Genomic DNA, 14,663 nt, shown 5'->3' with positions numbered 1-14,663 from the left:
CCCTCTCGTTGATTCTCTTAAAGTTGCTTGACCGTCACAGCAGCACAGGCCGCTGTGCCGTACTGGAAACCGCTTGGAACATTGCCAGCGTTGTATCTAACATACGATTGGCAAAACCCCATTCGTTGTCACACCAGACCAACGTTTTTATCAGGTGTTGACCGCTAACTCGCGTCTGCGTGCCATCAACAATGGCACTGTGCGGGTCGTGGTTAAAATCGGTCGAAACCAGTGGTAATTCTGTATAGTCAACTATACCACGAAATGAGGTGCTTGCTGCCTTTTGCAGTAGGTGGTTGACATCACTCACCTTTACTGCGGCCTGCACGCTAACACTCAAATCAATTGCCGTCACATTGATGGTCGGCACTCGCACTGAAATCGCTTCAAAACGATCGCAGAACTTGGGAAATATACGGGTGATACCTGCGGCAAGTTTGGTGTCGACAGGTATAATCGACTGACTTGCTGCACGCGTCCGACGCAGGTCGGAATGGTACGCATCTATCACCGGCTGATCGTTCATTGATGAATGGATCGTTGTCACCGTACCCGATTCAATGCCAAACGCGTCGTCGAGCAGTTTTATAACAGGGATAATGCAGTTCGTCGTGCAGGATGCGTTAGACACAATGTGGTGTTCTGGTTGTAACTCCTGCTGATTCACACCGTAAACGACAGTGGCATCAAGGTCGTGACTGCCAGGGTGTGAGAACAACACTTTTTTGGCTCCCGCAGCAATATGCGCTTCACCGTCAGCTCGGCTGCCATACACGCCGCTACAATCAAGCACGATATCTACCCCCAATTCACTCCACGGTAAATTGGCAATCTGCTTTTCATGCAGCAGGCGGATAATATCCCCACCTACCCACATCGTATCTCGTTCTTGACGGACATCCCAAGCGAAGCGCCCATGACTGGTATCGTATTTCAATAAATGAGCCATGCCTTCAGCATCAGCCAATTCATTGATCGCCACCACGGACATCTCTACCCGTCGGCCGGATTCATATAGCGCACGTAACACGCTGCGCCCGATGCGGCCAAAACCGTTTATTGCGATGCGAATGGTCATATCACTCCCTGCGCCGAACGCAGTTTAAAACAAAAGTTTTAAGACAAGAGCATAGAGTACTGCAGCATCGAAAACGATGGAAATCCCACGGTCACATAATCCCAATAATGACGTTTCATCAATCAACTGAAACGCTTCAGCCAAGAATAAACCAAAGCCTTAGCAAAAGAAATAACCGCAATAAAAAGGGCGTTAAGCCTCGCTTTCTTTCGCCAAAAATGTGCTGTAGTTCACAAATTATCGCGTTTCATATCCCCGTTCAGGCGTAAAAAAACGGGACTGCCCTGCGGCAATCCCGTTTCTATCTACGATGCTTACCGAATTACTTCAGCAGAGCTTTCGCTTTAGCAACAACGTTGTCTACGGTGAAACCAAACTCTTTAAATAACAGTTCAGCCGGTGCTGATTCACCGAAGGTTGTCATACCCACCACCGCGCCGTTCAAACCAACGTATTTGTACCAGAAGTCAGCGATACCCGCTTCAACAGCCACACGCGCAGTAACTGCCGCCGGCAGTACAGATTCGCGGTATGCCGCATCTTGCTTATCGAAGACTTCAGTTGCAGGCATAGAAACTACGCGCACTTTGCGGCCTTCAGCGGTTAACTGCTCTGCGGCGTTCATTGCTAGTTCAACTTCAGAACCGGTAGCGATGAAGATCAGCTCTGGCTGACCCGCGCAATCTTTCAGGATGTAACCACCGCGAGAAATATTAGCAACCTGCTCTGGAGTACGATCCATCTGAGCCAAATTCTGGCGAGAGAAGATCAACGCAGATGGGCCATCGTTGCGCTGAATAGCGAACTGCCACGCAACCGCAGACTCAACCTGATCACATGGACGCCAAGTGTTCATATTTGGCGTTACGCGCAGGCTAGCCATCTGCTCAACTGGCTGGTGAGTTGGGCCATCTTCGCCCAGACCGATAGAGTCATGGGTATAAACGAAGATATTGCGGATTTTCATCAGCGCAGCCATACGTACGGCGTTACGCGCATATTCCATGAACATCAGGAAAGTGGCACCGTATGGCAGGAAACCGCCATGCAGAGCAATACCGTTCATGATGGCAGACATACCGAATTCACGTACACCATAATGGATGTAGTTACCGGCCAGATCTTCGTTCAACGGCTTAGAACCAGACCACATGGTCAGGTTGCTAGGAGCCAAGTCAGCAGAACCGCCTAGGAATTCTGGCAGCACTTTACCGAAGGCTTCCAGTGCATTCTGAGAGGCTTTACGGCTAGCAATTTTAGCTGGGTTTGCTTGCAGGTGGTCGATGAATTTCTTGGATTCTTCAGCCCAGTTAGCAGGCAGTTCACCGCTCACGCGACGTTTGAACTCAGCAGCCAGTTCAGGGAATGCAGCTTTATAAGCAGCGAATTTCTGATCCCAAGCGCTTTCTTTCGCTTTACCCGCTTCTTTAGCATCCCACTGAGAATAGATTTCCTGTGGAATTTCAAATGGAGCATAGTTCCAGCCCAATGCTTTACGGGTAGCTTCGATTTCAGCCGCGCCCAGTGGAGCACCATGAGCTTCATGAGAGCCCGCTTTGTTCGGAGAACCGAAACCGATAGTCGTTTTGCACATCAGCAGTGATGGCTTATCGGTGACTTTACGTGCGTCTTCGATTGCCGCTTTGATAGCGTCGCTGTTGTGACCGTCTACGCCACGGATAACGTGCCAGCCGTAAGCTTCGAAGCGCTCAGCGGTGTTATCAGTGAACCAACCTTCAACATGACCATCGATGGAAATACCGTTGTCATCGTAGAACGCAGTCAGTTTACCCAGCTTCAAGGTACCCGCCAGAGAGCAAACTTCGTGAGAAATGCCTTCCATCATGCAACCGTCACCCAAGAATGCATAGGTGTGGTGGTTAACGATTTCATGACCAGGACGGTTAAACTGCGCAGCCAAAGTACGCTCAGCAATAGCCATACCTACCGCGTTCGCGATGCCCTGACCCAATGGGCCAGTGGTTGTTTCAACACCAGGGGTGTAACCGTATTCTGGGTGGCCTGGGGTTTTAGAATGTAACTGACGGAAATTTTCCAGCTCAGTGATTGGTAGGTCATAACCTGTGAGGTGCAGCAGGCTATAAATCAACATGGAGCCATGGCCGTTTGATAGCACGAAGCGGTCACGATCGGCCCAATTTGGATTGGTCGGGTTGTGATTCATGTAATCGCGCCACAGGACTTCCGCGATATCAGCCATCCCCATAGGGGCACCTGGGTGACCAGAATTGGCTTTCTGCACAGCGTCCATACTGAGTGCACGGATCGCATTGGCAAGCTCTTTACGAGAGGACATGTTCTACTCCAAGTCGGATTTAAAGAAACAGGGTTCGAGGTATTTTCTCAGACTACGTATGAAAACAGCAATCCCTAAGGCCAAATGAGTGCATCAAGTCTCATTTAATCCCTGTAAATAGCAGATTAATCCGCTTTCATATGGAGTCTGCACAGACAAAATACATACTCAATGACAGCCCGTTTTGCGCTGGATACACTACCACAGATCGACCTTCAATCTCTGGAAAGACTGCACCAAAGGAAAATAACATGAACAAAATAACACTTCCGCTTATTGCTCTAACAGCCTCAGCCTTCCTCAGCGGCTGTCAAAACATGAACGCCGAGGGACTGATGCAATCGGGTGCACAGGCATTTCAGGCGGCAACGCTGTCAGATGCGCAGGTAAAAGCCCTGAGCGAACAATCATGTGCCGAAATGGACAGCAAAAATCAAATTGCACCTGCCGACAGTACCTACGCTAAACGGTTAGCCACTATATCTAAAGCATTGGGCAGCGATATCAATGGTACCCCAGTTAACTATAAAGTCTACGTCACTAAAGATGTCAACGCATGGGCAATGGCTAACGGCTGCGTGCGCGTATACAGCGGTCTGATGGACATGATGAACGACAATGAAGTGGAAGGCGTTCTTGGTCACGAAATGGGGCACGTAGCCTTGGGCCACTCACGTAAAGCTATGCAGGTAGCCTACGCCACAACGGCAGCACGCACTGCCATTGCGGCCAGCAGCGGTATCGGTGCACAGCTTTCTCAATCACAGCTCGCCGATCTGGGGGAAAAACTGGTGAACTCCCAGTTCTCCCAAAAACAAGAAAGTGAAGCTGACGACTACTCGTTCGATCTACTGAAGAAACGCGGCATTAATCCGATCGGATTGGCGACCAGTTTCGATAAGCTCGCCTCTCAGGAAGCCGGACGTCAAAGCAGTATGTTTGACGATCATCCATCCTCTCAGGCGCGTGCTCAACATATCCGAGATCGCATCGCAGCAGAGCAATAACACTGTCAGGCTCCGGTATAATTCGGAGCCTTTTCGCCCTACTTCATCCTCTCTTTTCCCCTGCTAAATTGTTTTGACTTAATATTTAATTAACTATTTACGTCCTTGACCTAGTGATAGCATCAGCTGATTTTATTTTATGTAAATCATCCAATTAACCTATCATTTGTCAACGGAAGATAAAGATAATGAAGCTTAAAACAATCATTGCGATTGCAGTCACTACCGCATTATTAGCGGGCTGTAAAAACATAAATACCCAAATGATGGCTCAATCTGGCGCACAGGCCGTCCAAGCAGCCACCCTGTCCGATGATGATGCTAAAGCTATCGCGAACAAGTCTTGCAAAGAGATGGATAGCCAAAGCCAAATCGCCAGCAGCAAAAGCAAATACACTAAGCGTTTAAATAAAATTGCTAAGGCTATGGGCAATAACATCAACGGCACGCCAGTTAACTATAAAGTCTATATGACTGAAGATGTTAACGCATGGGCAATGGCCAACGGCTGCATTCGTGTTTATAGCGGGCTGATGGATATGATGACCGACGAAGAAGTTGAAGGCGTTTTAGGTCACGAAATGGGTCACGTCGCACTAGGTCACAGCTTGAAAGCGATGAAAGTTGCCTATGGCACCATTGCAGCACGCACTGCCGTCGCCTCCACAAGCGGTGTTGCCGCAGAGTTGTCCCAAACACAGTTAGCCGATCTGGGTGAAGCCCTGATTAACTCTCAGTTCTCACAGCACCAAGAATCAGAAGCCGATGATTTCTCTTACGATTATCTGAAAAAACGTAAGCTAAATACCCTAGGCTTAGCCACTAGCTTTGAAAAATTGGCGCAGTTAGAAGGTGGCCGTAAAGGCAGTATGTTTGATTCTCACCCACCATCAACCGAGCGCGCACAGCACATCCGCGAACGCATTGCTGCTGATAAGTAAAAATTAGTACATACAAAAAAACCACCTCATCTGAGGTGGTTATCCCAACAATAGCATTCGCAATAAGGTTTTGCAGACACTCATTCAGCCAGCAAGGCTTTTTCAGCCATCGCTTTAGCTTTCGACTTTGCAATAATGCCGTAGGACAAAAACATTAAAGAGCACAGGATAAAAATCAGCGTTTCTGCAGAAAATGCGATGCGGGCGCTAAACTGCTGCGACAGGAAGTAAAACAGTGGCGCTAATACCAGTGCGAACGAAACAACCAGCGGCGGTACTTTACTAATCCCGACCTGCAAGATATAAAGCGGCAACACATTCCCTAACATCGCCACAATCAACAACGTCAGCCAATACTGATGCAGCGTCGCCATGATCTCGTCATAACCCGCAATATAAACCCCTACCAGCACAATCAAAACGAAACGAAATGTCATGATGCTATGGGGTTTTACGCCTTGGTTATTCAAACGTTTTGAGAATATGGTGTTCAGCACCATTGAAAGACCGCACAAAAACGCCATGCCGATCCCGATAATCGCGTGATCGCGGGAGATATTCCCTAGTGCGCTGGTACCGTTCATCGTGGAACGAATCATCAACAACATACAGACAAACACACCGATAGCAGAGAATATCTCGGCGCGGCTCAGCTTGTCGCTTTTCGCGATTTTCACGGTAATGAACAGCGTCAGCATTGGACCAATTGCATTCGCGAGGGCAGACACCACCGCCGGTTCAATATATTTCAGCGCCACAAAGAATCCCAACCAACTTCCCGCCGTGGTCAGGTTAATAGCGAGTACGTTATAAAATTTAGCAGCCGGTGCCGTCGGTATGTTTTTCTTCTCTTTATAAAACAAAGAAACGACCAGAAAAAAAACGCTAACAAAGAAAAACGTAATAGTGATGGTGGCAAACAGATTAGCCTTTTGCAGCAGCCCTGATAAATAAACTGCCTGTATCCCAGACAACAGGTTAAACACCAATATATAGCCGACGCCGAAACGGCTGCCTTTTTGACTATCAACGTTCCCCATATTCCTTCCCCTAGCCTGTCAGTGATGTTTTGTGCCCCACCGTTTTAGCGGGGCTATCGTTATAAATAGATCCAATCAATAGATAGATTGGAGATTAGCGCTCATCGCCTAAGGCTTGGTCGAGAATACATACCGCCTCCTCAAGCAACGCTGTTTCAATCGTCAGAGCCGGAAGTAAGCGCACCACTGCGCCATGCCGCCCTCCCGTTTCAACAATCAAACCATGCTCAAAACAGCGACGTTTCACACGAGTGGCCAAGTCGCCGTTGGGTGGGAAGCGGCCAAATTTATCGCACTCACCTCCCACATCAACCAGCTCAATGCCGACCATCAAACCGGTTCCGCGCACGTCTCCTATTGAGGCATGGCGCGCTTTCAATCCTTCAAGCATATGCATCAGCACCGCACCTTTGAGCTTGGTTTGTTCCAAAATCTGCTCGCGCTCTATAATCTCCAGCGTCGCGGTTCCGGCAATCATCGCCAGTTGATTTCCACGAAACGTTCCGGTGTGCGCGCCTGGAGCCCAGCGGTCATACTTCTGGTGATAGACCAACAACGACATTGGTAAGCCGCCGCCAATCGCCTTGGAAAGTAAAACGGCGTCAGGCTGAATATCGGCCAACTCAAAGGCAAACATCGCCCCCGAACGCCCAATGCCAGACTGAACTTCATCGAGGATCAGGGGGATATCGAGCTCGGTGCAAATCTCTCTAAGCCCCTTTAACCAGCGCAGAGGGGCAGGTATACATCCCCCCTCCCCCTGAATCGCCTCAACGATCATCGCCGCGGGTTTGCTAATCCCACTTTCAGGATCGACTAACGTTTGTCGGATATGATGGAGAGAGATATCAATCGTCTCTTCGTCGCCCACGCCATATGGGCTTCGGAACAAATACGGATAAGGCAGAAAATGAACGCCCGGCATCAGATTCTGAATAGGGTCTTTCACCTTTAGATTGCCCGTTATCGATAAGGCACCACAGGTCATCCCATGATAAGCACCGTGAAACGCGATAATATTGCTGCGCCCCGTGGCGGTCTTAAACAGCTTAATCGCGGCTTCGGCGGCATCTGCACCCGTTGGCCCGCAGAACTGGATTTTCAGATCGTTACGCCATTGCTCAGGAAAAGCGGCAATCACCTTTTCGCTAAAAATCCGCTTAGCCGGCGTCACCATATCTAGCCCATGCAAAATCTGCCCGCTGGTTAAAAAAGAAGTCAGACAAGAGACTATTTCAGGGTGATTGTGTCCAGTCGCAAGAGTGCCAGCGCCGGCCAAACAATCGATATACCGATGTCCATGTTCATCAAACAATAAAGAGCCTTGCCCGCGCACAATGTTGCAATTAATCGTGCGCGAATAAGTGCGTGCGTTGGACTCAATGCCAAACTGTCGAGAAAGATCGTGATCAAAAGGGGCCATGTTATTAAGACTCCATCTGGGCGTTGGCAACCATCAACTGCCCCAAAGCTATACCGCCATCGTTAGCAGGAACCTGCTGCTGAACGAAGGGACGAAAACCACTGTTTTTTAGCGCCGTGTAAGTATTGGCTAGGAGATATTCATTCATGAATACGCCACCGCTGAGAACAAATTGGCTAGTGTTATAGGCTTCGGAAAGAAGCTGGCACAGCCTATGCGTGGCGGCGACAATAGTGGCGTGGAAACGGCGAGAGAGATGTGCGGCATCCTGTGAGCCGTTAATCAAACAGCCTACAATTTCAGCAATCATGGGGCGATAATCCAATCGGATCACACCTTGATCGCCGACAAAGCTATAGGCAAAAATCTCTGCGCTGGAAAGATCGCGGTCCAGCAGACCTTCAAGTTCAATAGCGGCCTGCGCTTCATATTCAATTTTGCTGCGCACACCGATGAGCGCCGACACACCATCAAATAATCGCCCCATGCTGGATGTTTTCACGGTATTAATTCCGCGGCTCAGCATAGTCATCAACACATTGATTTGGTCTGCCTGTAGCTCACTTAAAAACGGCAGCGGTAGGTGTCTTGCGTCATCACCAAAAGTTTCAAATAGTAGGCTTAATGCAACGCGATATGGCTCTTTAACCGCTTTATCACCACCAGGAAGCCCAAACGGATGCAGGCTAGCAATGCGATGTGCGCTTTTGTAGTCGCCCAGCAAAAACTCACCGCCCCAAATCGTGCCATCATCACCATAGCCTGTGCCGTCAAACACCACACCGATGGTTTTGCCTTGCAAACCATTTTCAGCCATACAAGACGCCATATGCGCGTGATGATGCTGAACGCGATACAGAGGTAAATCACTGCTCTCTTCGAGGTGACGAGTCGAACGAAACTGGGGATGCATATCCGCAGCCCAAGCCGTCGGCTGGATATCCAGTAAATGACCGAGCGTTTTGCCACACAGCTCATGAGCGTCAAAAGCCTTATCATTTTTGAGATCGCCAATGTGTTGGCTTAAATAAACCTGCTCACCTTTCGAGAGCGCCAACGTGGTTTTCAACTCCGCGCCCACGGCCATGATGGGACGCAGCGTTTGCGACACATTGACCGGATAAGGCGCATAGCCGCGCGAGCGGCGAACAAACGTCGTCAATGTTTCACCATCTCGGGTAGAAACCAAACGAACCAAAGAGTCGTCGACGCGTGTATGAATATCGCGGTTATGGAATAAAAAAACGTCTGCAATTTGCCCTAATTCCGCCACTGCCTCTTCATTGCGAAACACAATTGGGTTGCCAGAACGGTTGGCACTGGTCATCACTAAGGCTGGCAGCGCAGTGTCATCCAGCAACAAATAGTGCAACGGCGCGGAAGGCAACATAACACCAAGTGATGGGTTAGCTGGGGCAATAGCGTCAGGCAGTGAACAATCACTGCGTTTTTTCAAGATGACAATGGGGCGCTGGTGCGATTGTAGATAGCGTTCTTCCTCAGCGCTGACCTCACAAAAACGGCGCACGGTAGCCATGTCTTTGACCATGATGGCAAACGGCTTGTCATCCCGACGCTTACGCTGGCGTAATAATTTGATGGCATTTTCCTGTGTCGCATCCACAGAAAGATGAAAGCCCCCCAGCGATTTCACCGCCAGAATTTGTCCATCACGTAACATGCGGCGAGCCTGAGCCAACGGCTCAGGATGCAATATCTCTTGACCTGCAGTATCAGCAAGCCATGCTCGCGGTCCACAGTCAGGACAAGCGTTCGGCTGAGCATGGTAACGGCGATCGGCAACATCCTGATACTCTGCCAAACAGCTATCACACATGGTAAAAGAGGCCATAGTGGTGTTCTTGCGGTCATAAGGCATATCTTCAATCAGAGAAAAACGCGGGCCGCAGTTGGTACAGTTAATAAATGGATATAAATAACGACGATTGGTGCGATCAAACATTTCCCTTATGCAGTCAGGGCACACATTGGCATCGGGAGGAACTATCGTCGTAGTATTTAATTTCTCTAGGCTTTCTTTAATTAAAAATGAAGTGTATTTAATTGCGCCCGTTTCATGATTCGTTTCGAAACTCGTTTCTACGCAGGAAATAATGCTCGCCATCGGCGGCTTATCTTCTAATAGCTGTCGTTTAAACTTGGCATAATTTTCAACGCTTCCCTGTACTTCAATAAGTACGCCTTGGGAATCATTTAACACCCATCCCAATAGATCGTTAATTAATGCAATTTTATGTACAAAAGGACGAAATCCGACCCCTTGTACGACTCCGTTCACTCTTATCTGTTTGTGTGTATACATAATGTATTTCTTTGCAATTTAAATGGCTAAATAGCCATAGTATTAAGAACAGATAGTTGAAAAAGGCGGGTCAATAAACGAAATAACCTGACCCGCTACGGAAATATTTCTCTATGCTCCAAATAATTGGATTTGCATCGGCCTCTTATTTATCCGTATGAGCTTACTTTCTTTAGTCATACGGCTAAGCAGGCTTGGCCAACGCCGATACAGCTTCAAATATGACGGGTATTAGCAAAGGCGCGGCAATTCAGCCCCGACCAATTGCTCCAACGTGTAAGAATCACCATCACTTTGACGCATCAATACTTGGCAGCCTGCCTCTACGCTCACCTCACCCACGACGGTCGCATTTTTTGATTGTTCAAACTCACGCAGGAAATTCACGACTTCGTCTGCATGTTCAGAACGAACAAATAGGCACAAACAACCTTCGTTGGCTAAATGAATAGGGTTAACCCCTAACATATCAGCAGCCATACGTGTCTCTGCTTGAATAGGCAATCGCGCCTCATCACAACACACGACATGCCCTGTCGACTGGCTATATTCATGCATAACTTCACTGAAGCCACCGCGGGTGACATCGCGCATGGAAACCACTGCTGAAGCCAAAGATGAACTGAGTAGTGCTTCGATAATATTATTAAGCGGCGCACAATCGCTCTTAACGCGTTGCTCAAATCCCAAACCTTCACGAATGGAAAGTAGATGAATAGAGTGATCGCCAATATTACCACTGAGGATAATTTTATCGCCGCTACGCACGTTCAACATGCTTAGAGGCTCTCGTTCGAAAGTACCAATGCCGGTCGTATTCAGGAATATTTTATCCGCCTCACCGCGCCCAACAACCTTGGTATCTCCTGCCACAATCTTCACACCGGCTTCACGGGCGGTATCACGGATAGACATAATAATGCGTTTCAGATCCTCAATTAAGAAACCTTCCTCGATAATCATCGCCAAAGTGATAAATAAAGGTTTGGCTCCCATCACGGCCAAATCGTTAACCGTTCCGCATACGGCTATTTTCCCAATATCACCGTTGCCGAAAAAAACAGGAGAAACAACAAATGAGTCGGTTGTCATGGCAATTCTATTGTTACCAATATTGAGAACCGCACTATCTTCCATTTTACCAATATGCACATCACCGAGAAGTTCTGTCATGGTACGAATAAGATCTTGGCTTAATTTCGCACCCGTTCCGTGATCGAGAACAATCTTGTCCTGCTGGTTCATTTATTGCTCACTCAATATAAGTTAAGGGATTTTAACTTCTTTACGGGGTAAGTGACCTTTGTCCACCAGCGTATGCAAAATCTCATCGCTAGAACATACGGTGGCACAATATCCAGCAAGCCAGGTTAGCGCTCTTTCTTTATCTTCATCACGGGCTGAAACTACGCCGTCAGTTGGAACCCAAACGTTATAGCCACGGAAAAACGCATCAGCCGCTGTCGTTTGAACACAGATTTGAGTTTGCATACCGGTGATAATGACCGTATCCACATCATTCTGCTTCAATATATTATCCAGCTCGGTTTCATAAAAACCGCTGTCTTTATTCTTTTCAACCACAATATCCGCAGGATGCAAAAACTCACTGATGATCTCCGCACCATGAGTTCCTTTCTGTACCGGAAGAAAACCATTATAGCGCTCTACATTAGGGTCATCAGGTAAGTTAACCAGTTGTAGATGGACAATAATATGCCCCATTTCACGCATATTATTCATGAATGAAACAAAACGCTCTTTAAATGCCTCTACGGCGGCAACACGCTCAGGGTTTTTCTCTACCAAGTCATATTGCAGGTCATTAGTCAGCACAGCTATCTTTTTCATTAATTAACCCTTTAAAAATATCATCGGAAATAACTACACTTCAAAAATCAGATTCTCTTGTTCTAGCTTTAACAAAAGTCTTTTATCTTCTTCAATCTGTTGAGCATTATCGTGAGTGAGAATAACTTTTAACGGGCAGGTATATAAATCAACCGTTTCAGCAATAGATTCGCCCGGTTTAACGTACCAAAATGCATCAAAGTAAGATGGCAAATTCTCGACAACGCTTTGTCCACGAATTGCTTTTACTTTTCCACCTTCACCCGAAATATAGAAATGAATAAGAATTTTTCTATCCAGATGCAACGGTTCTTTAGCGCGGCGATGGAACGAAGGATGATCGATATAAGAATCAACGAGCAATTCAATTTGGGACCATTTGGCACATTTCTGCACAACCGCTGGAATATTACCGCCGTGCATACGCGCACCGACTTCCACCAGCACAGGTTCTCCGTTGCTAATAATAATTTCGCTGTGCCCTGCACCTTGGTGAATATCTAACGCCTTCAGTACCTGATCGTTATAGGCAATCAGCTTTTGGGCAATCGGATCGTCGAGCTCTAGCGCACGAATAGCGCGGTAGACAAAAGCGACGTTGTTAGCTGCAACTTTCTCATACACGAATACGTTACAGGTAACGGTTTGGCCATTAAGCGTCACCGTGTCGACCACATATTCATGACCATCTAAAAACTCCTGCACCAGTACGAAAGTATTCTCCTGCTCGAATTTATTCAACTTACCTAAAATCAGTGAACATGCGAATTTCACCTCATCCAGATCGTGGCAAATCGTGACACAATCTGAGCCAGCCGAATTTACCGGTTTAACCACCACGGGGAATACTTTATGTTCTGCAACCCAGCGAATGATTTCATCTTCGCTCGCGCTCATTTTTTGCAATGGGGCACGTAAACCTGCGGCTCGCACCGCTTCGCCCATGGCAAATTTGTCGCGACGTCTTTCGCTGGTAAATACGTTATTGCCCGGAACATCGAGTAAATTAGCCACACGATCCGCCAAAGCCACACTGGTTTCTAAACAAGACACCACGGCACGAATATCTAATTGGCGCAAAACGTTGGAGATCTTTTTCACATTTCCGTCGAAGCGAATCTCCATGAAGAAATCGTCACGGCGATATGAGCCTGCAAATACCGCGGGAATATTTTTCTGAGAAATTAGCGCTATACACTCTAAGCCACGTTTTTTAAACTCTGCGGCTAATAGAGCACCGCTAGAAAATGGGTCGACAATAACGGCAAATTGCTGAGAAACAACAGCTGACTGACTGATATTACTTTCCATATCCACGCTCTCTCATTTTATTAAAAACATATTTTAAAATTTATTAATTCATAACCTTTACGCCACGGAGATATGGCTCTAGCGTCAAGACTCACCGTAAACTTACAGATGACATCTCTAGCGCTAGGAGAGCGACTCTCTGTTTTTTGAATAGATCGCTCCCTCGGAGCGATTTAATACCGATAGTGTGAGGCTAAAAAATGATTATCAAGAGTGCGAAAATATTATTAAGTAAATTATACGCTACTCTTCAGCTCGCATTTTCGCTCGACGTAATTGGCGAGCGGAAGAGAAACCGGCAACCAAAGCCGCTTTTTCAACGCCCATACCGCTTTGGATATATTGCTGCGCAATGGCCAAACGCATCTGTTCATGAAATTCTCGTACGCTAATTCCAAGATGCTGGCGAAATAAACGCGACAGATGGCGTGAGCTAACGTGAATAAGCGCGGCCAGTTCCTCAATATTCCAGTTCTTTTCTGGCGAAATCGCAATAATATCTTGGGCACGATGAATAACCGGATGATGATGATGACGAAACCTTAGCCACGGTGACATTTGTGCGTCCTCGCCCGCCCGTGGAAAATAAACCACCATCTCTCTCGCCACACGCATCGCTTCTTGTGGGCTACAAAACCGGTGCACTAAGTGCAGCGCTAAATCAATACCAGCCATAATGCCCGCGCACGTGCACACGCCTTTATCTTCAATAAAGATGCGGTTTTCTTTCACCAACGCTGCCGGTGCCAGTGCTCGTAACCGATCCAAAATGTCGTGGTGCGTCGTACATTGAATTCCATCTAACAGGCCTGCTCTAGCCGCGAGCAATGCACCTGAACAGATGCATACGATGCTGAGCTCCTGCCGACTCACCTTCCCTCGCCACCCTTTGAGCCACTCCAGTGCGGTCAACGCCTCTTCAGTGTCAAAATCAACCAGCGAGTTAGTGACTCCGGGCAGCACTAACAAGCTGCCATTAGGTAACGTTTCCGGCAGAGGTTTTAAGTCACCAACCATCATCCCCGTAGAACAGCGAACGCTTTGCTTGGGACTTATGTAATGAATTTTAAAGTGATCGCCTGCCAGCTGTAACGTTTCTGACGGCCCGACAATATCCAGCACCATCATATTCGGTAATACCAAGAAGTAGACATCTACGCTCATTTTGCTCAAGTTCCGTCTGTAGCCAGATACCTTGCATCTTAATAGCTAACGGCCTTAAGCAATACCACTTCTTGTGGGATCTATAATGCTTGTTAATATTTTAAATTTAAAGGCCATATACAGACATGTGTCTGCCCATCACGGACAACATGTCATTCTCGTGACGCATGTTAGCTAGCTACGTTCATTTAATGAACGACCGTTTTCG

11 protein-coding genes are annotated in these 14,663 nt (G+C 47.5%); 2 read left to right on the top strand and 9 right to left on the bottom strand.

What is annotated here, in order from left to right:
* Positions 1-34 precede the first annotated feature (34 nt).
* Both epd and tkt read right to left on the bottom strand, forming a co-directional pair.
* Positions 35-1,078, bottom strand: a complete 1,044-nt coding sequence (gene epd / locus K9N75_RS03600) for an erythrose-4-phosphate dehydrogenase (RefSeq protein ID WP_008815025.1) — start codon at positions 1,076-1,078, stop codon at positions 35-37.
* Between the two features lie 322 nt (positions 1,079-1,400).
* Positions 1,401-3,395 carry a transketolase gene (gene tkt / locus K9N75_RS03595; protein ID WP_008815024.1) on the bottom strand — a complete coding sequence of 665 codons (1,995 nt, stop codon included), beginning with the start codon at positions 3,393-3,395 and terminating at the stop codon, positions 1,401-1,403.
* 251 nt (positions 3,396-3,646) lie between these two features.
* On the opposite strand from tkt, the gene loiP (K9N75_RS03590) reads away from it, so the two are divergent.
* Together loiP (K9N75_RS03590) and loiP (K9N75_RS03585) are read left to right on the top strand one after the other, a co-directional pair.
* Positions 3,647-4,402, top strand: coding sequence for a metalloprotease LoiP (gene loiP / locus K9N75_RS03590; RefSeq protein WP_008815023.1), 756 nt, complete (start codon positions 3,647-3,649; stop codon positions 4,400-4,402).
* A gap of 188 nt (positions 4,403-4,590) precedes the next feature.
* Positions 4,591-5,343 (top strand): metalloprotease LoiP, encoded by a 753-nt coding sequence (gene loiP / locus K9N75_RS03585; protein ID WP_008815022.1) that lies wholly within the window; start codon positions 4,591-4,593, stop codon positions 5,341-5,343.
* Between the two features lie 80 nt (positions 5,344-5,423).
* Here the strand turns inward: loiP (K9N75_RS03585) and K9N75_RS03580 are convergent, their stop codons facing one another.
* The 7 genes from K9N75_RS03580 to K9N75_RS03550 form a co-directional block, all read right to left on the bottom strand.
* Positions 5,424-6,383 (bottom strand): EamA family transporter, encoded by a 960-nt coding sequence (locus tag K9N75_RS03580; RefSeq protein ID WP_039187984.1) that lies wholly within the window; start codon positions 6,381-6,383, stop codon positions 5,424-5,426.
* A gap of 94 nt (positions 6,384-6,477) precedes the next feature.
* Positions 6,478-7,806: a diaminobutyrate--2-oxoglutarate transaminase family protein gene (locus tag K9N75_RS03575; RefSeq protein WP_064575081.1), complete on the bottom strand. Its 1,329-nt coding sequence runs from the start codon at positions 7,804-7,806 to the stop codon at positions 6,478-6,480.
* Positions 7,807-7,810: 4 nt separating this feature from the next.
* Positions 7,811-10,129 (bottom strand): carbamoyltransferase HypF, encoded by a 2,319-nt coding sequence (gene hypF / locus K9N75_RS03570; RefSeq protein WP_224452222.1) that lies wholly within the window; start codon positions 10,127-10,129, stop codon positions 7,811-7,813.
* A gap of 231 nt (positions 10,130-10,360) precedes the next feature.
* Positions 10,361-11,374: a hydrogenase expression/formation protein HypE gene (hypE, locus tag K9N75_RS03565; protein WP_008815018.1), complete on the bottom strand. Its 1,014-nt coding sequence runs from the start codon at positions 11,372-11,374 to the stop codon at positions 10,361-10,363.
* 21 nt (positions 11,375-11,395) lie between these two features.
* Positions 11,396-11,980 (bottom strand): cysteine hydrolase family protein, encoded by a 585-nt coding sequence (locus K9N75_RS03560; protein ID WP_008815017.1) that lies wholly within the window; start codon positions 11,978-11,980, stop codon positions 11,396-11,398.
* A 33-nt stretch (positions 11,981-12,013) separates the two neighbouring features.
* Positions 12,014-13,291, bottom strand: a complete 1,278-nt coding sequence (locus tag K9N75_RS03555) for an ATP-grasp domain-containing protein (protein WP_020303479.1) — start codon at positions 13,289-13,291, stop codon at positions 12,014-12,016.
* A 243-nt stretch (positions 13,292-13,534) separates the two neighbouring features.
* On the bottom strand, positions 13,535-14,455 hold the full coding sequence (locus K9N75_RS03550; protein WP_008815015.1) for a GlxA family transcriptional regulator: 921 nt from the start codon (positions 14,453-14,455) through the stop codon (positions 13,535-13,537).
* Positions 14,456-14,663 lie beyond the last annotated feature (208 nt).

Source organism: Hafnia paralvei (assembly GCF_020150375.1).
Classification (GTDB): Bacteria; Pseudomonadota; Gammaproteobacteria; order Enterobacterales; family Enterobacteriaceae; genus Hafnia; species Hafnia paralvei.
The sequence above is the reverse complement of the archived record's forward strand: the minus strand, read 5'-3'. Positions and strand labels throughout refer to the sequence as shown.